The following is a 22,427-nucleotide window of genomic DNA, read 5'->3' as shown; positions in this document are numbered from 1 at the left end:
ACTCTGTTCAGTCTTCGACGGCAGGTGTCGATGCGTGGTCTTGACAAGACGTCCAGGCCTTCGATACAACTGCACTCCGTTTCTCCAGTCAGGGGCCCATTGCCCCGGTCACGGAACTCCCTATGAGCACGAAACTCGTCATCGTCGAGTCGCCGGCAAAGGCGAAGACGATCGGTGGCTATCTCGGCAGCGGGTATGTCGTCGAGTCGTCGATCGGTCACGTTCGTGACCTGCCGCGCTCGGCGGCGGACGTTCCGGCGTCGATGCGAGGAGAGCCGTGGGCCCGCCTGGGTGTCGACGTCGACAACGACTTCAAGCCTCTCTACATCGTTCCGTCGGAGAAGAGGAAGCAAGTCGCCAGGCTCAGAGAGCTCTTGAAGGCCGCCGACGAGCTCTACCTGGCTACCGACGAGGACCGTGAGGGCGAATCGATCGCTTGGCATCTCATGGAAGTGCTCAACCCCAAGCTCCCCGTCAGGCGCATGGTCTTCCACGAGATCACGTCTACGGCGATCCGAGAGGCGGTCGAGCACCCGCGAGACCTCGACAGGAGGCTCGTCGATGCCCAGGAAGCACGCCGCATCCTCGACCGCCTCTACGGGTACGAGGTCTCACCCGTGCTCTGGAAGAAGGTGCGTCAGGGCCTGTCTGCCGGCCGCGTTCAGTCGCCTGCGACCCGCATCATCGTCGAGCGAGAACGCGAGCGCATCGCATTCGTGGGTGCAGGCTATTGGGACGTGCAAGGCCGGTTCACCGCACCGAGTGACGAGACGCCCTTCGAAGCGACCCTCGTATCGGTGGACGACGCCAAGGTGGCGACCGGCCGCGACTTCGATTCGACCGGGACGCTGGCGTCGCCCGGAGTCGTCGTCATGTCGGAGGTGGAAGCAACCGAGCTCGCCTCCGAGCTGACGGGAGCACCGTTCTCGGTCCAGTCCGTCGAAGCGAAGCCGTACACCCGCAAACCGTACGCTCCGTTCAGGACTTCGACACTGCAGCAGGAGGCGGGCCGCAAGCTGCGCTTCGGTGCCCGGAGGACCATGTCGGCGGCCCAGCGCCTCTACGAGAGCGGCTTCATCACATACATGCGAACCGACTCGATCACCTTGTCGGACGCCGCCATGGCGACGGCTCGCCGGCTGGTGGCGACCAAGTACGGCAGCGACTACCTGCCCGACAGCCCGCGTGCGTACCGGAACAGCGTCAAGAACGCCCAGGAGGCGCACGAGGCGATTCGTCCGGCGGGCGAGGAGTTCACGGACACGGAGGTCGTGGCGTCGCGTTTCGGTCCGACGAGCGACGAGGCAAGGGTCTACGACCTCGTCTGGAAGCGCACCGTCGCCAGCCAGATGAAGGATGCGAGGGGCGAGAGCGTCCAAGTGCGCATCGTCGGCACCGGCGCCCGGACCGGCCGCGTCGCCCGATTCGCAGCCTCGGGGACGACCATCGAGTTCCCCGGATTCATGCGGGCGTACGTCGAGGGCAGCGACGACCCCGACGCCGCCCTGGACGACCAGGAGCGGTTCCTCCCTGCCATGGGCGAGGGTGACCCGCTCGACCTGCTCGCCATCGAGGCGAGAGGGCACGAGACGAAGCCGCCTGCTCGGTACACGGAGGCATCGCTCGTCAAGCGCCTCGAGGAGCTCGGCATCGGCCGGCCCTCCACCTACGCGTCGATCATCTCGACGATCCAGGATCGCGGGTACGTCCACAAGAAGGGAACCGCCCTCGTCCCGACGTTCACGGCGTTCGCAGCCATCACCCTCCTCGAGCTCCACTTTCCCGACCTGGTCGACTACGCCTTCACTGCCAGGATGGAGGACGACCTCGACGAGATAGCCACCGGAGAGCAGGAAGCAATACCGTGGCTCAACGCCTTCTACTTCGGGAATGGGCACCCGGGCCTCAGCCAACTCGTATCGGCAAACCTGGAGGAGATCGACGCCAGGGCGATCAATTCCATCCCGGTGGGAGTCGACGCCGAGGGTCGCGAGATCGTGGTCAGGGCAGGGCGCTACGGGCCATACCTGCAGCGCGGCGACGATACGGCAGGCGTACCGGACGACCTCGCACCGGACGAGCTGACCGTCGAGAAGGCGATCGAGCTGCTCTCGATGCCGAGCGGTGACAGGGAGCTCGGCGTCGATCCCGACTCGGGGGTCGTCGTGCTCGCGAGGTCGGGCCGCTTCGGGCCATACGTGCAGCTCGGCGAGCTCGAGCCCGGGTCGACGCTGAAGCCGAAGACGGCATCGCTCTTCAAGGACATGGATGTGGCGACCGTGAGCCTCGATCAAGCGCTGGCGTTGCTCAGCCAGCCTCGGCTCGTCGGCCTGCACCCGGACGACGGCGCAGAGATCGTCGCCCAGAACGGCCGCTACGGGCCGTATCTCAAGTGGGGTAAGGAGACCAGGAGCCTCGAGAGCGAACCACAGATCTTCTCCGTCACCCTCGAGGAGGCCGTCGGCATGCTCGCCCAGCCGAAGAGCTCCCGGGGCAGGGCGAGCTCGCCGCTGCGGGAGCTCGGCGAGGACCCGGTCAGCGGGGGAGCGGTCACGGTGCGCTCCGGTCGCTTCGGTCCGTACGTGACGGACGGCGCACACAACGCGTCGTTGCGCGTCGGCGACACCATCGAGGGCATCACGCTCGAGCGGGCCGCCGAGCTGCTCGCCGAGCGGAGAGAGAAGGCGCCTGCCGAGAAGGTCCAGGAGAAGCCGGCGGCCAAGAAGAAGCCGGCTGCGAAGAGGAAGCCGGCTGCGAAGAGGAAGCCCGCTGCGAGGAAGAAGCCGGCTGCAGTTAACGAGACGGCGTCGAGCAAGGAAAGCTCCGAGTTCTGAGTGGCCGTCCCGCTCGGGTCACCTTGCTCGGGTTGAGTCGAACTTCGACCCGGTCGACCTAGCCTGGCCCGATGACCTCCCCCGAGGCCGCCCGCTCGTCGTTCTCTCTCGTCACCCGCGGACCGTTCGCCCGCCTCTGGTGGACGAGCGTCATCAGCAGCACGGGGGACTGGATCACGATCTTCGCCACGATCGCCCTCGGGGACACGATCGCGGGCGGGCAAGGGATCCTCCTCGCCGTGCTCTCGCGAATCCTCCCCGGACTCTTGTTCGGCGCCGCCGTCGGCGTCATCACGGATCGGGTGGACAGGCGAGTCCTCATCGCGGTCGCCGACTTCGGCAGGGCGCTCCTCGTCCCGATGCTCGTGTTCGCCACGACACTGCCGTTACTCGTCCTCATCGGGGTCGTCTCGGAGCTTCTCAGCCTCCTCGGCCAGTCGCCACGCGCCGCCGTCGTGCCTCGCCTGGTGGCCCGGGCGAATCTCGTCAACGCCAACAGCCTGATTCTCGGTGCCACCTACGGCACGATCCCGATCGGCGCGGCGGTCAACTGGCTGGTGACCGCCCTCCCGAATCCGGGCGGAGAATTCTTTCCGGACGAGACGGCGCCGTTCGTGCTGGCGTTCTTCAGCGACGCGGCGACCTTCCTCGTCTCCGGTCTCATCATCCTGTCGCTGCCGACGCTCCGGAGCGGGCTGGCCGACAGAGCGAAGACGCACGGTCGACAACCCGGATCGACGCGGCAGGACCTCTTCGAAGGGCTGGCGTTCCTCTGGACCGAGCGGACGGTGCGCCGGGTGATCCTCGGTATCACCGCCTCTCTGTTCGGGGGCGGGGTGATCATCGTCATCGGGAAGCCGTTCGTCGAGGACGTGCTCCGCGCCGGGGCGACGGGCTTCTTCGCAGTGGTGACCACGCTCGGCATCGGCGCCGGCCTCGGGTTCCTGTCGGTGTCCCTCTACGGCGCCCGCCTGCTGCGCCGCGACGTGACGTTCGCGATCTCGGTGCTCGTCACCGGCTTCGGGCTGTGCGCCGCCGCCCTCACGTCCACGGTCTTCGGGGCCTCTGGGTGGATCTTCCTGTTCGGGCTCGGGGCGGGCTCGGCGTACGTCATGGGGCTGACTCACCTGCACGAGACGGTCGACGACGCTCTGCGCGGCCGCATCTTCGCTTCGTTGTTCTCCCTCATGCGGATCGCCCTCTTCGGTTCGATGCTCATCGCAGTGCCGCTCGACAGCGCCATCTCGAAACTCGACCTGGGTGGGCCTCTCGATGCGCCTACGCGAGCCGTCATGTTCCTGGGCGGAGCGGTGATCGTCCTGACCGGCCTGGTGACGCTGTGGAGCATGCGAACCGTGTTCGGCACGCCGGTGCTGGAGCCGGCGACCCGTGAATTCCTGGAGGAGGCGTCGAGGCGGAGCCGCCATAGGTCGTCCGCTGAGGAGGAGGACTCCGAGTGAGCGGTCGCTACGTGGCGTTCGAGGGGATCGAGGGGGCCGGCAAGTCGACGGTGTGTCGCCTCGTGGCAGCGGCCCTCACCGAGCTGGGGGAGCCGGTGCTCGTCGTGCGCGAGCCGGGAGGCACCCCGACGGGGGAGCTGATCCGCGACGCCGTCCTCAACGGTGTCGAGCCGGTCGCTCCTTGGGCGGAGGCGCTGCTCTTCGCGGCAGCACGCGCCCAGCTGACGCGCCGGGTCGTCGCCCCGGCGCTGGCCGTCGGTCGTTGGGTGCTCTCCGACCGCAGTGTCTACTCGTCGCTCGCCTACCAAGGCGTCGGCCGGGGGCTCGGCGTCGAGGAGGTGCGGGCGATCAACGAGCCCGGGCTGGCGGCGTGGCCGGATGTCGTCGTGTTGCTCCGGGTACCCGCCTCGAGGGGGATCGAACGCCAGCATGAGCCCGATCGGATCGGGTCGGAGGGTCACGACTTCCAGCAGTCGGTCGCCGACGGCTTCGATTCGCTGGCTGCAGCCGAGCCTGACCGATTTCTCGTCGTCGATGCCGACCAGAATGTCGCCGGCGTCGTCTCCGAGGTGCTCGAGGAGCTGAAGGAACGGTCATGGGGACATTCGACGGAGTCATAGGCCACGCCCAGGTGCTGGCCCTGCTCGCCTCCGAGGTCGACGCTCCCGCGCAGGCGTACCTCTTCGTCGGGCCCGAGTCGGTCGGGAAGGCGACGGTTGCCCGACGCTTCTCGGCCGACCTCTTGTGCCGGGGCGACGATGACGGGATCCGGCGGGTGCTCGCCGGGGTGCACCCGGACCTCGTCGTCGTCGAGCCGGACGGCAAGGCCGCCATCACCGTCGATCAGGCGAGGCTCACGGTCTCACACGCCTCCCTCACCCCCCTCCAGGCCGAGAGGAAGGTGTTCGTGTTCGAGGAGGGAGGCGCCATGAACGACGAAGCCGCCAACGCCCTCCTCAAGACGCTCGAGGAGCCGACACCGTCGACCGTCTTCATCATCGTCGCCGAATCCGTCGACGACCTCCCGGACACCGTGGCCAGCCGATGCAGGACTGTCGTGTTCGGGCGGGTCGGCGAGGACGACGTATCGGCCGGCCTCGCCGCTCGCGGCGTCGAGTCGGGACAGGCCGACCGAGCGGCTCGTATCTCCGGCGGGCGGCCCGGGCTGGCGATCGCGCTGGCCACGCGGCCGGAGGTCGCCGAGTTCAGGAAGGTGTGGCTCTCGATACCCGAAAAGCTGGCGGAGCATCCCGCCAGGGCCTTCCAGCTCGCCGATGCGGTCCAGGCAGCCGCCGAGCCACTGCTGGCGGCCCTCAGGGAGAGGCAGGGCACAGAGACGGATGCCGCCGGCGATGCCGGGAGGGTCGTGAAGGATCGCCACGACCGCGAGGTGAAGAGAGCCACATCCGCTCTCTACGTGTCTGGCCTCGAGATCCTCGCCGGTTTCTATCGCGACGTCGCCGCCGCCCAGTTCGGAGCCCCGGTCAGGAACATGGACGTGTCGGCGGCCTCGCTCACCAGGGTCCTCCCGACGACGGCCGTCGCCAACGCCGAACGGGTGCTCGAAACCGTCGAGGCTCTCGCCGCCAACCAGCGCCCCCAGCTCGCCTTCGCCAACCTCTTCGCGGATCTCGGTGCGGCTACCTGACGCCAACGAGGTCGCCCGGGCCGCCGTCGTGGTCCTGCGCCACCCGGTCGGGTGGTTCTCGAAGGCGTGGTGGCGCCTGGAGGTCCGCGGTCGGGAGCACATGCCGAAAGCGGGGCCGGTGATCCTGTCCGCCAACCACTTGTCGTTCATCGACCCCGTGATCGTCACGCTCGCCGCGGGGCGCCGCTCGTATTACCTCGCCATCGACGAGCTGTTCGGGAAGTCGGCGGGGTTCGATCGAATGACGCGGTTCTTCGGCGCCGTGCCGACGCCGCGAGGTCGGCCACCCATCGCCGCCCTCCGGGAGGGGATCGCCAGGCTCGAGCAGGGCGAGCCGCTCGTCGTCTTCCCGGAGGGGAGGAGAGTCGAGCAGTGGGGGACGGATCACCCGGCGAATGGGGCCGCGTGGCTGTCGCTGCTCACCGGAGCGCCCGTCGTGCCGATCGCCATCGTCGGCACCGAGAACGTGCTCTCCAAGTCGGAGCCTCGCTTCAAGCGAACCGCCCTGACGATGTGGATCGAGGAGCCACTCGATGCTCTCGACTTCATCGATCACGCCGATCCGGTCGGGGCGATGATGCTCCGCTGGCACGAGGTGGTCGCCGCTCGTGTCGCAACCGGAGACGGCTTGGCTGCACAGCCCGGCGAGGCGTAGCAGGCCCGCCGGTCAGGCCGAGCGGGCGAATGTCATCTCACGTCGGAAGCGCTTCCAATCCGAGCGCTTCGTCGACCACACGAGGTCGAGAACGACGTTGGCGACTCCGAGCGCGATCACCCCCCAGACTGCCCAGGCAGGGAGATCGGCGGCGATGGCCGCGCCGACGAGGGCGAACGGGACGAGCTTCGTGACGATGGCGCCCGAGGCGTGCATCCAGGCCCGGCGTTTGGCGGCCGCCCTGAGGTAGGTGCCGTAGTCGATCTTGACCCCACCCGTCAGCGGCACGGACAACGGACCCACGAACCATGTCGTGAACCGGATGCCGGCAAGGCGGCCGACCACGAGGTGGGCGAGACCGTGCGTCGTCACGAGCAGCGCTCCGAGCCCGACGGCGAAGACGGCCACCGCCGGAAGACCGTCCAGTGCGTACGTCCACCCGACGAGCGCCAAACCCGCGAGCGTGGCTATGGACATGAGCGTGGTGCCGAGACCGAGCGGCACCGTGAGCATCGCCCAACGCTGCAGAGCTTCCTGGTCGATGGCGGCGATCCGGTCGGCGTATCGATCGACGAGCGGGCGGTCGGCTTTGACCAGCGCAACGGCTCCCCAGAACCTGGTCCCGGAGAGCCCGCTGCCTGCAAACACCGATCGTTCCGCCGCCTCGAGCACGCCGTCGATCTCTGCCGAGTCCATCGAGACAACACTAGGACCGGCGATGCCGGCACCCTGGTGGCGACCGCCGCCGGATCCCAACGGTCTCGGCCGGCGCGGGCGTCGCCCGGGTCTGCTCCACCTCCTGGTCGCAGGTTTGTTCGCCTCGAAGGGAATATTGCTCTAACTTGGCTGACTGCCCGCGGCTTTGCGGTGGGCGGAGGAAACAATCCGGAGGGATAGACACATGAAGCAGACCAAGTGGCTGGTGCTGCTCGCCGTATTCGCGATCATTGCGGTCGCATGCGGCGACGGCGGCACGACGACCACGGCCGGGGCGGGTGACGACGGAACGACGACGACTGCCGGCGAGGACATGACGGTGGGAGCCGAATTCACGATCTTCGGTGCACCGACGGGCGTCGAGCTCGAAGCACTCGAGGGGTTCGTCGGCGTCTACAACGAGACGACAGACTCGAACATCACAGTCATCGGATCCGACGGGTTCGAGCAGGAGCTGCGGATCCAGGTCGACGGTGGCAACCCGCCCGAAGTGGCATTCGTGCCGCAGCCGGGCTCGATCTGCGAGTTTGCGGACGAGGGTGCACTCGTGTCGCTCGAGGACATGGGGTTCGACATCGCCGAGATGGAGGCGAATCACTCCAAGTTCTGGATGGATCTCGGCCTGTGCGCCGACGGCAACCACTACGGGGTTCCGTGGTTCCCGAACTTCAAGTCGATCGTGTTCTATCACGTCCCGACGTTCGAAGAGCAGGGTTACGCGATTCCTGAGACGTACGAGGACATGGTCGCACTCTCCGCGCAGATCGTCGCCGACGGCATGACGCCGTGGTGCTTCGGCTTCGAGAGCGGTGACGCGACCGGCTGGCCGGGTACCGACTGGATCGAGGACATCCTCGTTCGCGAGGCGGGCGCCCAGACCTATGCCGATTGGTTCAACCACGAGATCCCGTTCAGCGATCCCGCCGTGGCCTCTGCGTTTGACACATTCGGCGAGATCTTCTTCGGCGAGGGTTTCGTCCTCGGTGGTCCGGAGAACGCGGCAGGCGTGAACTTCAACGACTCGCCGGCACCGCTGTTCGATGACCCGCCGGGATGTCTCATGCTGAAGCAGGGTTCGTTCATCTCGAACGTGTTCGAGCAGGCCCCGGGCTTCGAGGAGGGCGAGGCGGATGAGATCGCCACGTTCCCGTTCCCGACGATCGACGGCAACCCGGGCGCCATGGGCGGCGGTGACACGATCATCGTCTTCGAGGGCGACGATGCCACCGTCCAGGCGATCACCGACTGGATCACGCCCGAGTGGCAGTGCACGTTGGCGTCTGAGACCGGCGGCGGTATCGCCGTGCACGGTGGCCACGGTGTGGCCGGCGTCGAGCGGCTCCCAGGCCACAAGGACGTCGACTCGAACTGCTACGACTCCGACGCGGCGAAGGCGTTCGCCGCTTCGGTGACCGATGCTCTGGCTGCGAACACGTTCGTGTTCGATGCCTCAGACCTGATGCCTGCGGCCGTTGGCCAGGGCTCGTTCTGGGAGGGCATCGTGAACTGGAGCCGTGGCACGTCGACCCAGGAAGTCGTGGACGCCGTTGAGGCGAGCTGGCCGTGAGCCGAATCGACTGAGCAACCTCTGGGAGGGGCGGCCTGCAGGCCGCCCCTCCCTTTCGCTATGGTCTTGGCTCTGAGGCGATTGAGGAGGGAGGTGCGATGACGACACCACCGGTAACGACTCCGGACGAGCCGGTCACGTCGACGCCTTTGAGGGAGCTCGAGCAGCCGGGAGGCTTGGGCGTCTGGGCTCTCAGGATCGCTACAGCGCTCGTCGTCCCGGTCGTCATCGTGGTCTTCTTCTTCGCTTTCGGGTTCCTCAAGGACGAGGAGGCCAACAAGGCCATACAGGTGTTGGTGGCCCTCGTTGTCGGCATCGGAGGCGTCTGGGCCCTCTACTGGGGGATGGACCGCCTGGTCGACCGGCTCCCGCTGAAGGCGGGGATCGGCGTCCGCCCCTTCGCTTTCGTAGGACCGGCTCTCGTGCTGCTGGCCTTCTACCTGGTCTACCCGGCGATCAACACCACGATCATCTCGTTCCAGGATGCCCGGAGCGAGTCGTTCGTCGGTTTCGACAACTACGTGCGAATCTTCACGGAGAGCGAATACCTGGTCTCGCTGCGCAACAGCGCCATTTGGGTGCTGGTCGTCCCGCTGGCAGCGGTCGGCATCGGACTGGCGTTCGCCACGCTCGCCGACAAGCTCGGCAGGCGTATCGAGTCGGCCACGAAGTCGCTCATCTTCCTCCCGATGGCGATCTCGTTCGTCGGGGCGAGCGTCGTGTGGACGTTCGTGTACAGCTTCAGGCCGGAGGGGTTCGGAGACCAGATCGGCATCCTCAACGCCATCTGGACGTCGATCGGCAACGAAGCGACGAACTGGCTGGCCCAACGGCCTTGGAACAACCTGTACCTCATGGTGATCTTGGTGTGGCTACAGACCGGGTTCTCGATGGTCATCCTCTCGTCCGCGGTCAAAGGTGTGCCCGAGGAATTGCTCGAGGCGGCACGGATCGACGGGGCTACAGAGTGGCAGTCGTTCTGGCGGGTCGTGTTCCCGTCGATCTTCTCCACGGTCGTGGTGGTGTGGACGACCGTCGTCATCACGGTGTGGAAGGTGTTCGACATCGTGTGGGTGATGACCGGAGGCCGTGAGGGCACCCAGGTCGTCGCGCAACAGATGGTCCAGGAGTTCTTCACGAACCGCAACAACGGCGTCGGAGCTGCCCTCGCCGTGGTGCTGTTCGTTGCCGTGGTGCCGATCCTGATCCTGAACGTGCGCCGGTTCCGAGCCGAGGAGGCACTCCGATGACGACGACGTCAGAGGCTGCGGCAACCACTGAAACAGGCGCTCCGAGCGGCCCGCGAGCGTCGCGGAGAGGTCTGATCTACCTCGCCGTGACCGTCATCGTCGCCTTGTGGACCATCCCTTCCTTTGGGCTGCTGATCAACTCGCTCCGTGACCCGCGCTCGATCCGGGCGTCGGGCTGGTGGTCGGCCTTCACTGATGTGTTCGACAGCGCTGCGTGGACGTTGGAGAACTACCGAGTCGTGCTGGATCAGGGGTTCGGGAATGCTTTCGCCAACACGGTGGCAGTGAGCATCCCGTCCGTGGTGATTCCCATCACCATCGCCGCCTTCGCGGCCTACGCCTTCGCGTGGATGGAGTTCCCTGGTCGCAATATCCTGTTCGTGACGGTCGTCGGGCTGTTGGTCGTGCCTCTCCAGATGGCGCTCATTCCCATTCTCAGGATCTACGTCGACTTCGACGTGAACGGGACCTTCCCGGCGGTGTGGCTCGCCCATGCCGGTTTCGGGCTCCCTCTGGCTGTGTACCTGTTGCGCAACTACATGGGGTCGCTCCCGAAGTCGATCGTCGAGTCGGCGAAGATCGACGGCGCTGATCACTTCGCGATCTTCGCCCGTCTGATCCTGCCCCTGTCGGTTCCCGTGCTGGCGTCGTTCGCCATCTTTCAGTTCCTCTGGGTCTGGAACGACTATCTCGTCGCACTCGTCTTTTTGGGCAACGACCCGAGCGTCGAGGTGCTCACCGTCAGCCTGGCCACCCTGGCGGGCCGCGGCGAAGGGGCGCTGAACCTGTTACCCGCGGCCGCCTTCGTGACGATGGTGCTCCCGATGGTGGTGTTCTTCTCGCTGCAGAGGTTCTTCGTGCGTGGGCTGACGGCCGGGTCCGTGAAGGGATAGGCCGCGACCGCGCCCGCCGGAACACCGATCGAGAAGCTGCGGCGCCGCAATTGGCTGGCGATCGCCACGGCGACGGTGGTGATGGTCTTCAGCTACTTCTCGTATGGGTACGCCTTCGCGGCGCCCGAGGACGAGGTCGTCCGGATCAACGTGGGGCTCATCGCCATCGCCTTGACGATCGCCCCGTTCGTCTTCGTGGTCCTCGCCTTCGTCTCGCGCAACCCGCGGGCCCCGGGAATGGTCCTGCGCGCCATGGGGCTCCTCTTGCTCGTCGGGTTGTCCGTCGGGCTCCTCTCGCCCGCGCTCGGAGCATCCGCCGCATTCGGGGCAGGGGGCGCCATCACCCTCAACCCCTTGCCCCTCGACAGGGTGTACCGGCGCCGGGTGTGGGCGGTCGTCGTGAGCACCATCTACACGCTCGTGCTCCTGGTGGTGGCGACGCCGGCGGGGGTGTTCACGGGGGGTCTGCTCCCGCTGCTGATGCTCGGCTTCGCAGACGAGTACACGGCGTGGAGGGCGGGGCAAGAGGCGGGCTGAGGCCTCGGCACGTTCGGAAGGGCGACCAGGCAACCCGCCGCGTGGAGCCGAACTCAACTCGATGCTCTCGAGACGTGCGGGAACGCCCGCTCAGGAAGTGCCGATCTCGTGCACTCGTCGAGGTGTGCGTTCTCGTCCGGTATCAGGTGATCGGCGTGCGCAGAGCGTGAAAGTATAGGTGTAGACAGAACGCATACATAATGTAGACTGCTTCTATGGGAACTACGACGATCCGAGTGGACACCGACACCCACGCCCGCCTCCTCGCATTGAGCCAAGCGACCGGGGCATCGCTCATCGAGACAGTTCGCGACGCCGCCGAAGCGCTCCGACGCCAACGCTTCGCCCATCAGGTAGCCGCAGAGATTGCCGAACTCCGAGAGGACCCCCGGGCATGGCAGACCTACCTCGCCGAGGCGGATGACACGTCGGTGCCCGATGGCATCGGTTGATGATCTCTGGCTCGTCGATTTCGGCGAGCCGTATCCCGGTGAGCCGGCCGCGCACCGTCCCGCATTGATCCTCGGTCCGCCCGACACGTTCGGCCCCGGGTTTCCGTTCGTGATCGTTGTCCCGCTGACCACGGTCCGGCGTGGTCTCTCGCTGCATATCGAGACCGAGGCCAGCGCCGACAGCGGTCTCGATGCCACCAGCTACATCCAATGCGAGCTGATCCGGTCGATCAACAGAAACCGTCTCGTCCATCGCCTCGGCGCCATAGAACCAGATGTCGCCAGCCAGGTCAGCACCGCTATCAAGACGCTGCTCAACTACTGACAAGCACGTACCAACGCAATCCCTACGATTGCCCGCCCGAGCAGAGCAGCCGGATACGTGACGACTTCTGAGCAGTGGCGCATCGTGATGCGGGTCGCGGCCGTCGTCGCTCCGTTGGGAGCGCTCATCGGAATGATCCCCGGCTACTTCCTCGGCGATGGATCAGCCCGCTCGCTCATCACCGGAGCGCTGATCGGAGCTCTTGTTTCGGGTGGCATGGTCGCGTTCGAGGTGGCCTGGGCGGTTGACCTCATTCCCCGCCAATGGCGGGAGGCTCCGTTCCTGGTGGTTCTCGTCACGCGGAGCCTGGCCTGGCTCGCCATCATCGTGGCCGGCATCGCCGTGCCCTTGTTGACGGTCGGCGGGGTGGCGTGGAGCGACCTGGCCGATCAAGGATTTGCCTGGTCCGTCGTCATCAGCTTCCTCGCTGCCCTTCTGTTCAACTTCGTCGCCCAGGTCAACCGACTGCTCGGTCGGGGCGTGCTCGTCGGTTTGATTCTCGGCCGCTACCACCGACCACGCCAGGAGGTCCGCATCTTCCTCTTCGTCGATCTGCGCAGCTCCACCCAGATCGCCGAGCAGCTGGGCAACCTGCGCTATCACGCCTTTCTCAAGCGCTTCGTCGACGACATCTCTACCAGCGCCACCCGCCACGGTGGCGACGTCCACCGGTTCGTCGGTGACGAGGTTGTTCTCACCTGGACCGAACGCAAGGGCCTGGAGAACGCGGCGTGCGTCAAGGCCGTCTTTGCCATGGCTGACACAATCGACCGGTCGTCCGGCGACTACCTGGCCGATTTCGGTGCGGTGCCCAGCTTCTGGGCGGGCTTGCACATGGGGCCGGTGGTCGCCGGTGAGATCGGGACGGTCAAGCACGAGATCGTCTACCTGGGTGACACGCCGAACACGGCGGCACGGATCGAGCAGGCGTGTCGGGACTTCGAGCGCACCTTCCTCGCATCCGCAGATGTGGTCGAGGCGGTCACCATCCCGGACGGGATCGCAGTCGAGAGCCTCGGACCCATTGAACTGCGCGGGGTCGCCACCTCGGTCGAGCTGTTCGCGCTGGACAGATAGCGCCTGCGCGTGACGGGCCGTTGTCACCGCGGTCGATACACGTCCCTGGCGTGCTGGGCCCGGTGGATCAGCACCACCTTCTCGTCCTCGATGATCTCGTAGATGATCCGATCGTCGCCGCGCTGGGCGTATGTTGGGCTGTTCGACGACGCCGCGGACGACGTGATGGAGCGCCTCGACCGCCGACAGTCCGAAGCTGCCGCGCCCCCGGCGCGCCCCGAGCGCGCGCCCCGGGTTGGTAGCTGAGGGTCTTTGGAATCGCTGAAACTCGTGCGAGGACAGGGTTTCAGGTGGAGCCGGAGACGGGAATCGAACCCGTGACCTACGCATTACGAGTGCGTCGCTCTGCCGACTGAGCTACCCCGGCGGGAAGCTGGATTGTAGACGGCACGGGCGTCGCGCCTCCGACGCCGAGCGCGCCGTCGATCGCCCCGCGTGGCCTGCTCGGGGTCAGTCGCCTGGCGCTCGGTCCGGCACCCGACCGCTGCCGCCTCGTCTGGGACCGTTCGTATACTCGCCGGGTGGCCGATCAGGCGAACTTCGAGAAGGACGCGATCCAGTACGCCCCCCAGCTGTACTCGGCCGCGCTCCGGATGACCCGCAATCCTGCGGATGCCGAAGACGTCGTACAGGAGACATACCTCAAGGCGTACAGGGCCTACGACTCGTTCCAGGAGGGAACGAACCTGAAGGCGTGGCTCTATCGCATCCTCACCAACACGTTCATCAACCGCTACCGCAAGCAGCAGCGCAGGCCGAGCGAGGTCGAGCTCGGCGAGCTCCAGGACCTCTACCTCTTCAGGCGCCTGGGCGAAGAATCCGGGGCGACCCGGTCGGCGGAGGAAGACGTCCTCGAGCACTTCGTCGACGAGGACGTCAAGGCGGCGATGGAGTCCCTTCCCGAGCACTTCCTGCTCCCGGTCTACTACGCAGACGTCGAGGGTTTCTCGTACAAGGAGATCGCAGAGGTGATGGACATCCCGATCGGAACCGTGATGTCGCGGCTCCACCGCGGAAGAAAAGCACTCCAACAGAAGTTGTGGAAGCTTGCAGAGGAACGCGGCCTGACAGGACCACATGCATGAGTAGAGCCTGCAACCACGCCGTCGCCTACGTCTACCAGTACATCGACGAGGAGATGACATGGTCGCGGCGGCTGCGCATCCGATGGCATCTCAACCGTTGCGGCGGATGCGCCGACGCATTCACGTTCGAGCAGCGCGTGAAACGGATGATCAAGGACCGCTGCCAAGATGATCCACCCGAGGAACTATTCGACCGTCTTCGAACGTTGATACGCGAGGAAGCCGCAGGAGATCCAGGCGCGCCATGAGAGGCCCGGGGCTCCTGCGCCGACGATCAGGAAGCACCAATGGCTGAGAACGTTCAAAAAGGCAAGCGGATCATGGGCACGAGTCGTGCCCCCAAGACCTACTCCGAGACACGTACCTGCGCCCAACGGGGTTGCGCCACCACTCTGAGCCGGTACAACAGGCGGGACCACTGCTACGCACACGCTCCAACGAAGTTCCCTCGCCTTCGCGGCAGGGTCGTCGCAGACAGCTGAACCCTTCGTCCCGGTGAACGATCGAGCCATGGGCTCGATCGTTCTGCGTCGAGACCATCCCTCCCAGCCCCCGGCACTACCATCCCGCCCCCATGAAAGCCAGCCAGGTATCACTCGCGGCGGCGCTGGCGGCGACGCTCGTGCTCGGGTCGCCCGTGGGCGCTCCCGCCTCCGCCCTCGACGGGCGCACGTCTCTGATGGCGTTCACCGAGGAGCCGACGGCCACGACGACCGAGGCCCCCTCGAGCGGCCTCACCCCGGCGGTGGAGGCGCCCCCCGAGGAGGAAGAGGGGGAGGAACAGCCCTGGACGGCCCGCTTCCTGGCACCCCTCGTCCTCGTGCTCGGCCTGGCCGCCCTGATCGGGGCGATCGCGTACTACGGGGTGCGCATCAGACGGCGCTACCGCGTCATCAGCTGACGGCTGCGCGACCGGCGCGGGCTACATTGAGCCCATGAGCACCGTCAACTGGGAGTCGGTGACGCGTGTCGCCGGCAGGCTCGCAGGCCGTTATCCACTCGAGGGCACGTACCACGAGGCTCGTTACGCAAGGCAGGCGCCCGGCCTGGTGGCGAGGGCATCGGAGCTCGTCGAGAGCGAGACGGGGCTGACGGGGACAGGTACCCCCAAGGTCGCAGTGGTCAGCCGACAGGATTGGGTCGCCAACAACGTCGAGTCGTTCGCCCATCTCATCGCGCCCGCCGAGGAGCGGCTCGCCACGTCCGCAGGAGTCGGCGCCGGCATCGGCCGCCGCTTCGTCGGGATGGAGCTCGGCGTGGTCCTCGGGCTGCTCTCTCGGCGCGTCCTCGGCCAATACGAGCTCGTGTTGCCGAGCGACGACGACGGGTTCGGCGACACCGTGCTCTTCGTTGCACCGAACGTCTTGCAGATGGAGCGACAGCACGAGTTCCGGCCGGACGAGTTCCGGTTCTGGGTCGCGCTGCACGAGTGCACGCACCGGCTGCAGTTCGTCGGGGTGCCGTGGCTCCGCCAGTACTTCCTGGATCTGGTCAACGAGCTCGTAGCCTCGTCGGAGCCGGAACCCGGCAGGCTCGCCAGGGTGGCAGCAGAGATGCGAGAGGCTTCGGCGTCGGGCACCCCCCTCATCGGGCAGACCGGCCTCTTCGGCGTGTTCGCTTCGCCGATTCAGCGGGATGTCATCGAGCGCGTCCAGGCGCTCATGTCGCTTCTCGAGGGCCACGGCCACGTCGTGATGGACAGGATCGGGGCTCGCGAGCTCGTCACCCAACAGCGCATGTCGCAGGTGCTCAAGGCTCGTCGCCAGGATCCGAGGACCGCCCTCTTCATGCGCCTCGTGGGGCTGGAGATGAAGATGCGGCAATACGAGGACGGGGCCCGCTTCATTCAGGGTGTCGAGCGACACGCCGGCTGGTCGGCGCTCGACAAGGCGTGGGAGCGATCCGACAACCTCCCGACGCTCGGCGAGATCGAGAATCCCGTGCTGTGGCTCGAGAGAGTCGCCTGACCCCCCTCGCCGCGTCGCTCGTCGAGGCAGCTGCCCCGGCTCCCGACGCCGCCGCCTTCGCCGTGGCGGTCAGCGGTGGCCCGGACTCGGCGGTCGCCGCCTTCGTCACGGCCTCCGTCGCAGACGGGAGGCCCGTCAAGGCGATCCACGTCGATCACGGTCAGCCGGCCTCGGCGAGCCTGCGGGTGGCGGCGGCCGCCGTCGCCCGCCACCTCGAGCTCCCGATCGAGACGGTCGGCATCGACGTTCCCCCTGGCGCCGGATGGGAGGAGCGAGCGCGGATTGCGCGGCTTGCGGCGCTCGAGGTCGCCGCCGTCGATGCCTTGCTCGTGACCGGCCATCACGCCGACGATCAGGCAGAGACGGTCCTGGCCAACCTGCTGCGCGGCGCCGGTGCGCACGGCTTGGCCGGCATGGCGAGAAGACGCGACAGGTGGTGGCGGCCGCTGCTCACCTCGTCCCGGGCCGAGATCAGAGAGGTCGCCGACGAGCTCGGCTTGCCCTACCTGGATGATCCCGCCAACGAGGATCCGGCATACGGTCGCAACCAGCTGCGGCACAGGGTGCTGCCCTCGCTCGACGAGGTGCGTCCCGGGGTGGTGGAGCGCCTCGTGAGGACGGCGGCCCACCTGGAGGCCGACGAGGCGGCCCTCGAGGGCATGGCGGGCGACGTGCCGATCAAGCGGGATCGCGACGCTTGGCTGGTGCCGATGTCGATGCTCAGGACGCTGGCGGCCCCCGTAGCCACCAGGGTCATCCGCCGCGCCATCAGGCTGGCGCGCCCTCCGTACCCCGGTACCTCCGCCGAGATCGAGAGAGTGACCAGGGTCGCCGCAGGGCTCGCCCCGGCGACGGAGCTCGGTGGCGGCCTCGTCGCCGCCGACGAGGGGGCGTACCTCGCCCTGTACCGCGACGAGACCCCGGAGCCCCCGGACCCGGTCGAGCTCGCCATCCCCGGGTCGGTCGAGTGGAACGGGTGGCGTCTCGCCGCGTCGGGAGCCGCCACGTGGCGGACCATCCTCGGTCGGAGCAGGGCGCTGGTGGATCTCGGCGCGGCACAGGTGAGCGAGGTGCGGGCGGCGCGGCGAACCGACAGGATCGCCATCACAGGAGGCTCGAAGCGTGTCTTCGACGCCCTTGCCGAGCAAGGCGTGCCCAGGAGGCTGCGGGCCGGTTGGCCTGTCGTCGCCGTGGATGGGAACATTGCCTGGGTGGCAGGGGTCAGGGTTGCCGCATGGTGCCGCCCGACACCAGGAGGTGAACCGATCACGCTCCTGGCGCTCGATCCGATCGTGGAGGAACCTTGAACCCAGCCAACCGTCTCATCACCGAGGAGCAGATCCGCGACAAGCTCAGCGAGATGGGCAAGGCGATCACCGAGGACTACCGCGGCCGGGACCTGCTCATCGTCGGCATCCTCAAAGGCGCCTTCATGGTCATGGCCGACCTGGCCCGCCACATCGAGCTTCCGGTTGAGTTCGACTTCATGGCCGTCTCCTCGTACGGCTCGGCGACGAAGACGTCGGGCGTCGTCAGGATCCTCAAGGACCTCGACACCGAGATCTCCGGGAGAGACGTGCTGATCGTCGAGGACATCATCGACTCGGGGCTCACCCTCCACTACCTCATGAGGAACCTGCGGGTCCGCCAGCCGGCGTCGCTCGAGCTGGCCGCCTTGCTCATCAAGGACGGCATCGAGCGGCCCCCTCTCCACGTGAAGTACGAGGGGTTCCACATCGGCCCGGAGTTCGTGATCGGGTACGGTCTCGACCACGGCGAGAAGTACCGCAACCTCCCGTACATCGGCACGTTCGACCCGGAGTGACGCCCGCCCGCCCGGGCCGTCCGGGACCCGGTGGCGCCCTTCGCGGTCGGGCCGAGCGGCATCGTGCGCCGGTCGGCGAACCTGGTGCGACCGGCCCGGTTCCGGTCGGTTAGCAAGTCGGACGACATAAGATGGGGCATCCAAAACGTCTAAGCAAGCCGACCCACGACGCCGACAAGGAGCAGCGTGAGCCGTACAGCACGCACCGTGCTCGTCTACTTCGTAGTGGCGCTCGGCATTTTCGCGCTCGTGAGCCTGTTCACGCCCGGCGCCGTCGATCCGTCGGAGTTGTCGCTCAACGACTTCGAGAGGGAGCTCGAGGACGGCAACGTCGCCACGGTCTCGATGAAGACGAAGTCTGACGAGCTGGTCGGCGAGTTCGTCGAGCCGGTCTCGGGCTCGACGACGTTCAAGGTGCAGTACCCGAACGAGTTCGAGGGGACGCTCACGCAGGAGATCCTCGACGCCGACGTCGACCTCGACCCGGACCCCGAGAACCCGTCCGCCCTGCAGTGGTTCCTGACGACGCTGTTCCCGTACATCCTGCTGTTCGGGATCTTCATCTTCATCATGATGCAGCTCCAGGGCGGCGGGAACCGCGTGATGCAGTTCGGCAAGGCGAAGGCCAAGCAGGTCTCGAAGGATCAGCCGAAGGTGACGTTCAGTGACGTCGCAGGTTCGGACGAGGCCGTCGAGGAGCTCGAGGAGATCAAGGAGTTCCTGACCAGTCCGGGCAAGTTCCGCTCGATGGGCGCCAAGATCCCGAAAGGCGTCCTCCTGTTCGGCCCGCCGGGCACCGGCAAGACCCTGTTGGCGAGGGCCGTCTCCGGGGAAGCCGGCGTGCCCTTCTTCTCCATCTCCGGCTCGGACTTCGTCGAGATGTTCGTGGGAGTCGGCGCCAGCAGGGTCCGTGACCTCTTCGAGCAGGCCAAGACGAATGCGCCGGCGATCGTCTTCATAGACGAGATCGACGCCGTCGGGCGGCACCGCGGCGCCGGCCTCGGCGGAGGCCACGACGAGCGTGAGCAGACGCTCAACCAGTTGCTGGTCGAGCTGGACGGGTTCGACGTGAAGACGGGCGTCATCGTCATCGCGGCCACGAACCGGCCGGACATCCTCGACCCGGCACTGCTGCGGCCGGGGAGGTTCGACAGGCAGATCGTTGTCGACCGGCCCGACCTGCGGGGGCGCGAGGAGATCCTCACGGTCCACGCCAAGGGGAAGCCGATCGCCTCGAACGTCGACATCAAGGTCCTCGCCAGGCAGACGCCCGGGTTCACGGGTGCCGACCTCGCCAACCTCATCAACGAGGCGGCGCTGCTGGCGGCGAGGCGCAACCGGGAAGAGATCACGCTGTCAGAGCTGGAAGAGGCCATCGAGCGGGTGATCGCCGGCCCGGAGCGCAAGAGCCGGGTCATGTCCGACGAGGAGAAGAAGATCACCGCCTACCACGAGGGCGGCCACGCCGTCGTCGGGTTCGCCCTGCCACACTCCGACCCGATCCACAAGGTCACCATCATCCCGAGGGGCCGGTCCGGCGGCTACACGATGGCGCTCCCGACGGAGGACAAGAACTACATGCGGCGCAGCGAGCTGGTCGACCAGCTGGCGATGCTCCTCGGCGGCCGCACCGCCGAGGAGATCATCTTCATCGACCCGACGACGGGTGCGTCGAACGACATCGAGAAGGCGACGAACCTGGCCCGGCGGATGGTCATGGAGTGGGGCATGAGCGAGAAGCTCGGTCCGCTCCAGTACGGCAGGCCCGAGGCGGAGGTCTTCCTCGGCAGGGACTACTCGCGCTCTTCGGATCTCTCGGACGAGGTGGCCGCCGCCATCGACGAGGAGATCCGCTTCCTCATCACGCAAGCCCACAACGAGGCGCGGGAGATACTCATCACTCACGAGCAGGCGCTTCACCGGCTCGCCGAGGTGCTCATGGACAAGGAGACGGTCGACGCATCCGAGCTGACCGAGATCCTCCACGACGTACCGAAGTGGGAGCACACGGAAGTCGGCTCGCTGCGGATCCAGATGCCGCAGGGTGGCAGCGTTCGCGAGTCCGGGATGGTCGCCGCCCGTACCGGCGACGAGTCCAAGAACTGACGGCCCCGGCGTGCGCCCCGTGGAGTGGCGGCTCCGCGATACGACGCTCGACACGGGCGACCACACCCTCGTCATGGGCGTCCTCAACGTGACGCCCGACTCCTTCTCCGATGGCGGGCTCAGTTTCGACACCGACGCCGCCGTCGCCAAAGGGTTGCGTCTGGCGGACGAGGGTGCCGACGTCGTCGACGTCGGCGGCGAGTCGACGAGGCCGTACGCCGACCCCGTGTCGGTCGGCGACGAGATCTCCAGGGTCGTGCCCGTCGTCGCCGCCCTGGCGGAGAGCGGTGTCATCGTCTCGGTGGACACCAGGAAACCGGAGGTCGCCGCGGCGGCGCTCGAGGCTGGGGCGCAGATCGTGAACGACGTGACGGCTCTCGGCACCGACGGGATGGCCGAGGTGTGCCGCTCCGCCGGCGCCGCGGTGGTGCTCATGCACATGCAAGGCACCCCGGGGACGATGCAGGATGCGCCGGCGTACCGCGACGTAGTCGCCGAGGTCGGCGAGTTCCTGGTGGAGAGGGCCACGGCCGCCGAGGCGGCCGGGGTCGGCCGCGACCAGATCTGCCTCGATCCCGGCATCGGGTTCGGCAAGACGCTGGAGCACAACCTGGTGCTGCTCGGGCATCTCCCATCCCTCGTCGATCTGGGCTACCCGGTGCTCCTCGGGGCGTCGAGGAAGGCGTTCCTCGGCGCCATCCTCGAGTCGGCAGGGCACCGTATCGAAGCCGCTGGGCGGGACACCGCAACGGCGGCGACCACGACACTCGCCATCGCCTCGGGGGTCGCCGTCGTTCGGGTGCACGACGTGGCAGGGACGCTACAGGTCGCCCGCGTCGCCGACGCTATCGTGAGGCACTCTTCTGAGGCTGGGAGCCGGCAACCTCCCAGGGTCAGGCGACGGGTCCCCGAATCATGAGAGGCTGGCGTGGCTGGTCTTGAGCCGCGAGGGTTCACGTGGGTCATCGCCGGGCGCTTGGCCGTATCCGAGCGCATCGGTGGCTACGGGTTCCAACACAGGAGGGTCAGGCGAGAGGAGGAGATCGCCTGGCTGTCCGGTCGCGGCATCAACACCGTGCTGTCCTTCCTCCCCGGCAACCAGAACCAAGCTGCGTACGAGGCGGCAGGGTTCCGTTTCCTTCACAGGCCGATCGATGGAGAGCTCGAGCCAGGCGACGTCGCCGCGGTGTTCGACGCCTTCGACGAGGCGCTCGACGTGGAGGGAGCTTCGGTGCTCGTCCATCGCGACCTCATCGACGACACCCTCGTCGGGCTCCTCGGCGGCTACCTGGTCCATGCCGGGCTCATCAAGGACCCGATCATCGCCACGACCATCATCCAGGAGATCACGGGCCGGCCGCTCGGCCCCGAGGGCAGGCGGCTCATCCCGGTGAGGAGCTAGCGGATGGACGACGAGGCTCCCATACCGGCCGGTCTGGCCCGACCGTGACCCTCCACCGGGCCGCCATCGGGCTCGGTTCCAACCTCGGGGACAGGCGAGCCCACCTCGAAGCTGCGCTCAAGGCCCTCGGTGCGATCGGCCGGGTGGCCTCGAGGTCCGGCATCTACGAGACGGCGCCGGTCGGTGGCCCCGAGCAGGGACCGTACCTCAACGCCGTGGTGGTGCTCGAGACGGAGCTGGCGCCGATCGATCTCCTGGCCCGGCTCAGGGAGATCGAGCGGTCGAGGGGCAGGGAGCGCAGGGAACGGTGGGGGCCCAGGACCCTCGATCTCGACGTGCTGTTGTACGACCGCGACCAGGTCGACGTCGCCGGCCTGACCATCCCCCACCCGAGGATGGCGGATCGCCGTTTCGTTCTCGAGCCGCTGCTGGAGGCGTGGCCGGACGCCGCCCTGCCCGACGGAACTCCGGCCGCCGGCCTCCTCCCCTCGGTTTCCCACCAGGACGTCCGCAGGCTGCGGCGCGCCGGATGGCTCGTTGCTCCTCCCATGGTCGCCGGGGCGACGCTGCTCATGTCCCTCTTGATCTGGTGGATCATCGATTGGATCCTCTGAGGCGCCTCCGAGT

23 protein-coding genes and 1 tRNA gene are annotated in these 22,427 nt (G+C 67.2%); 22 read left to right on the top strand and 2 right to left on the bottom strand.

The window, feature by feature from the left end; all coding sequences use genetic code 11:
• Positions 1-122 precede the first annotated feature (122 nt).
• From topA to VGC47_04245, 5 genes are all read left to right on the top strand, one after another.
• Positions 123-2,834, top strand: coding sequence for a type I DNA topoisomerase (topA, locus tag VGC47_04265; protein HEX9854505.1), 2,712 nt, complete (start codon positions 123-125; stop codon positions 2,832-2,834).
• 71 nt (positions 2,835-2,905) lie between these two features.
• On the top strand, positions 2,906-4,294 hold the full coding sequence (locus VGC47_04260) for an MFS transporter (protein HEX9854504.1): 1,389 nt from the start codon (positions 2,906-2,908) through the stop codon (positions 4,292-4,294).
• On the top strand, positions 4,291-4,914 hold the full coding sequence (gene tmk / locus VGC47_04255; GenBank protein ID HEX9854503.1) for a dTMP kinase: 624 nt from the start codon (positions 4,291-4,293) through the stop codon (positions 4,912-4,914). Before VGC47_04260 ends, tmk begins: the two co-directional genes overlap by 4 nt.
• Positions 4,890-5,942, top strand: a complete 1,053-nt coding sequence (locus VGC47_04250; GenBank protein HEX9854502.1) for a hypothetical protein — start codon at positions 4,890-4,892, stop codon at positions 5,940-5,942. The genes tmk and VGC47_04250 overlap by 25 nt, the downstream gene beginning before the upstream one ends.
• The gene (locus VGC47_04245; GenBank protein ID HEX9854501.1) at positions 5,929-6,597 is read left to right on the top strand and encodes a lysophospholipid acyltransferase family protein; all 669 of its coding nucleotides are present in this window, start codon (positions 5,929-5,931) and stop codon (positions 6,595-6,597) included. Before VGC47_04250 ends, VGC47_04245 begins: the two co-directional genes overlap by 14 nt.
• A 12-nt stretch (positions 6,598-6,609) precedes the next feature.
• Here VGC47_04245 and VGC47_04240 read toward each other — a convergent pair whose 3' ends face one another.
• On the bottom strand, positions 6,610-7,293 hold the full coding sequence (locus VGC47_04240) for a hypothetical protein (GenBank protein ID HEX9854500.1): 684 nt from the start codon (positions 7,291-7,293) through the stop codon (positions 6,610-6,612).
• A gap of 205 nt (positions 7,294-7,498) precedes the next feature.
• Between VGC47_04240 and VGC47_04235 the strand changes: the two genes are divergently transcribed.
• From VGC47_04235 to VGC47_04205, 7 genes are all read left to right on the top strand, one after another.
• Positions 7,499-8,881, top strand: coding sequence for an ABC transporter substrate-binding protein (locus VGC47_04235; protein ID HEX9854499.1), 1,383 nt, complete (start codon positions 7,499-7,501; stop codon positions 8,879-8,881).
• Positions 8,882-8,979: 98 nt separating this feature from the next.
• Complete coding sequence (locus tag VGC47_04230; GenBank protein ID HEX9854498.1) at positions 8,980-10,131, top strand: sugar ABC transporter permease; 1,152 nt, start codon at positions 8,980-8,982, stop codon at positions 10,129-10,131.
• Positions 10,128-11,024, top strand: a complete 897-nt coding sequence (locus VGC47_04225; GenBank protein HEX9854497.1) for a carbohydrate ABC transporter permease — start codon at positions 10,128-10,130, stop codon at positions 11,022-11,024. Before VGC47_04230 ends, VGC47_04225 begins: the two co-directional genes overlap by 4 nt.
• Before the next feature lie 81 nt (positions 11,025-11,105).
• The gene (locus VGC47_04220; GenBank protein HEX9854496.1) at positions 11,106-11,561 is read left to right on the top strand and encodes a hypothetical protein; all 456 of its coding nucleotides are present in this window, start codon (positions 11,106-11,108) and stop codon (positions 11,559-11,561) included.
• A 215-nt stretch (positions 11,562-11,776) separates the two neighbouring features.
• Complete coding sequence (locus VGC47_04215) at positions 11,777-12,013, top strand: hypothetical protein (GenBank protein ID HEX9854495.1); 237 nt, start codon at positions 11,777-11,779, stop codon at positions 12,011-12,013.
• The gene (locus VGC47_04210; protein HEX9854494.1) at positions 12,000-12,338 is read left to right on the top strand and encodes a type II toxin-antitoxin system PemK/MazF family toxin; all 339 of its coding nucleotides are present in this window, start codon (positions 12,000-12,002) and stop codon (positions 12,336-12,338) included. The genes VGC47_04215 and VGC47_04210 overlap by 14 nt, the downstream gene beginning before the upstream one ends.
• Positions 12,339-12,395: 57 nt before the next feature.
• Positions 12,396-13,415, top strand: coding sequence for an adenylate/guanylate cyclase domain-containing protein (locus VGC47_04205; protein ID HEX9854493.1), 1,020 nt, complete (start codon positions 12,396-12,398; stop codon positions 13,413-13,415).
• A 291-nt stretch (positions 13,416-13,706) separates the two neighbouring features.
• Here VGC47_04205 and VGC47_04200 read toward each other — a convergent pair.
• Positions 13,707-13,782: transfer RNA gene (locus VGC47_04200), tRNA-Thr, on the bottom strand.
• A gap of 154 nt (positions 13,783-13,936) precedes the next feature.
• Here VGC47_04200 and VGC47_04195 point away from each other — a divergent pair.
• The 10 genes from VGC47_04195 (at position 13,937) to folK (ending at position 22,414) form a co-directional block, all read left to right on the top strand.
• On the top strand, positions 13,937-14,500 hold the full coding sequence (locus tag VGC47_04195; GenBank protein HEX9854492.1) for a sigma-70 family RNA polymerase sigma factor: 564 nt from the start codon (positions 13,937-13,939) through the stop codon (positions 14,498-14,500).
• The gene (gene rsrA / locus VGC47_04190) at positions 14,497-14,748 is read left to right on the top strand and encodes a mycothiol system anti-sigma-R factor (GenBank protein HEX9854491.1); all 252 of its coding nucleotides are present in this window, start codon (positions 14,497-14,499) and stop codon (positions 14,746-14,748) included. The genes VGC47_04195 and rsrA overlap by 4 nt, the downstream gene beginning before the upstream one ends.
• A gap of 326 nt (positions 14,749-15,074) precedes the next feature.
• The gene (locus tag VGC47_04185; GenBank protein HEX9854490.1) at positions 15,075-15,401 is read left to right on the top strand and encodes a hypothetical protein; all 327 of its coding nucleotides are present in this window, start codon (positions 15,075-15,077) and stop codon (positions 15,399-15,401) included.
• A 34-nt stretch (positions 15,402-15,435) separates the two neighbouring features.
• On the top strand, positions 15,436-16,467 hold the full coding sequence (locus tag VGC47_04180) for a zinc-dependent metalloprotease (protein HEX9854489.1): 1,032 nt from the start codon (positions 15,436-15,438) through the stop codon (positions 16,465-16,467).
• A complete protein-coding gene (gene tilS, locus VGC47_04175) occupies positions 16,446-17,774 on the top strand; it encodes a tRNA lysidine(34) synthetase TilS (GenBank protein HEX9854488.1) in 1,329 nt (442 codons plus the stop codon). The genes VGC47_04180 and tilS overlap by 22 nt, the downstream gene beginning before the upstream one ends.
• Positions 17,771-18,292 carry a hypoxanthine phosphoribosyltransferase gene (hpt, locus tag VGC47_04170; protein HEX9854487.1) on the top strand — a complete coding sequence of 174 codons (522 nt, stop codon included), beginning with the start codon at positions 17,771-17,773 and terminating at the stop codon, positions 18,290-18,292. Before tilS ends, hpt begins: the two co-directional genes overlap by 4 nt.
• Before the next feature lie 186 nt (positions 18,293-18,478).
• On the top strand, positions 18,479-20,398 hold the full coding sequence (gene ftsH / locus VGC47_04165; protein HEX9854486.1) for an ATP-dependent zinc metalloprotease FtsH: 1,920 nt from the start codon (positions 18,479-18,481) through the stop codon (positions 20,396-20,398).
• Positions 20,399-20,417: 19 nt separating this feature from the next.
• Complete coding sequence (gene folP / locus VGC47_04160) at positions 20,418-21,317, top strand: dihydropteroate synthase (GenBank protein ID HEX9854485.1); 900 nt, start codon at positions 20,418-20,420, stop codon at positions 21,315-21,317.
• A gap of 9 nt (positions 21,318-21,326) precedes the next feature.
• On the top strand, positions 21,327-21,800 hold the full coding sequence (locus tag VGC47_04155; protein ID HEX9854484.1) for a hypothetical protein: 474 nt from the start codon (positions 21,327-21,329) through the stop codon (positions 21,798-21,800).
• A gap of 44 nt (positions 21,801-21,844) precedes the next feature.
• Positions 21,845-22,414, top strand: a complete 570-nt coding sequence (gene folK / locus VGC47_04150; GenBank protein HEX9854483.1) for a 2-amino-4-hydroxy-6-hydroxymethyldihydropteridine diphosphokinase — start codon at positions 21,845-21,847, stop codon at positions 22,412-22,414.
• Positions 22,415-22,427: the final 13 nt, after the last annotated feature.

The organism is Acidimicrobiia bacterium, assembly GCA_036396535.1.
Taxonomy (GTDB): domain Bacteria; phylum Actinomycetota; class Acidimicrobiia; order Spongiisociales; family UBA5794; genus DASWKR01.
The sequence above is the reverse complement of the archived record's forward strand: the minus strand, read 5'-3'. Positions and strand labels throughout refer to the sequence as shown.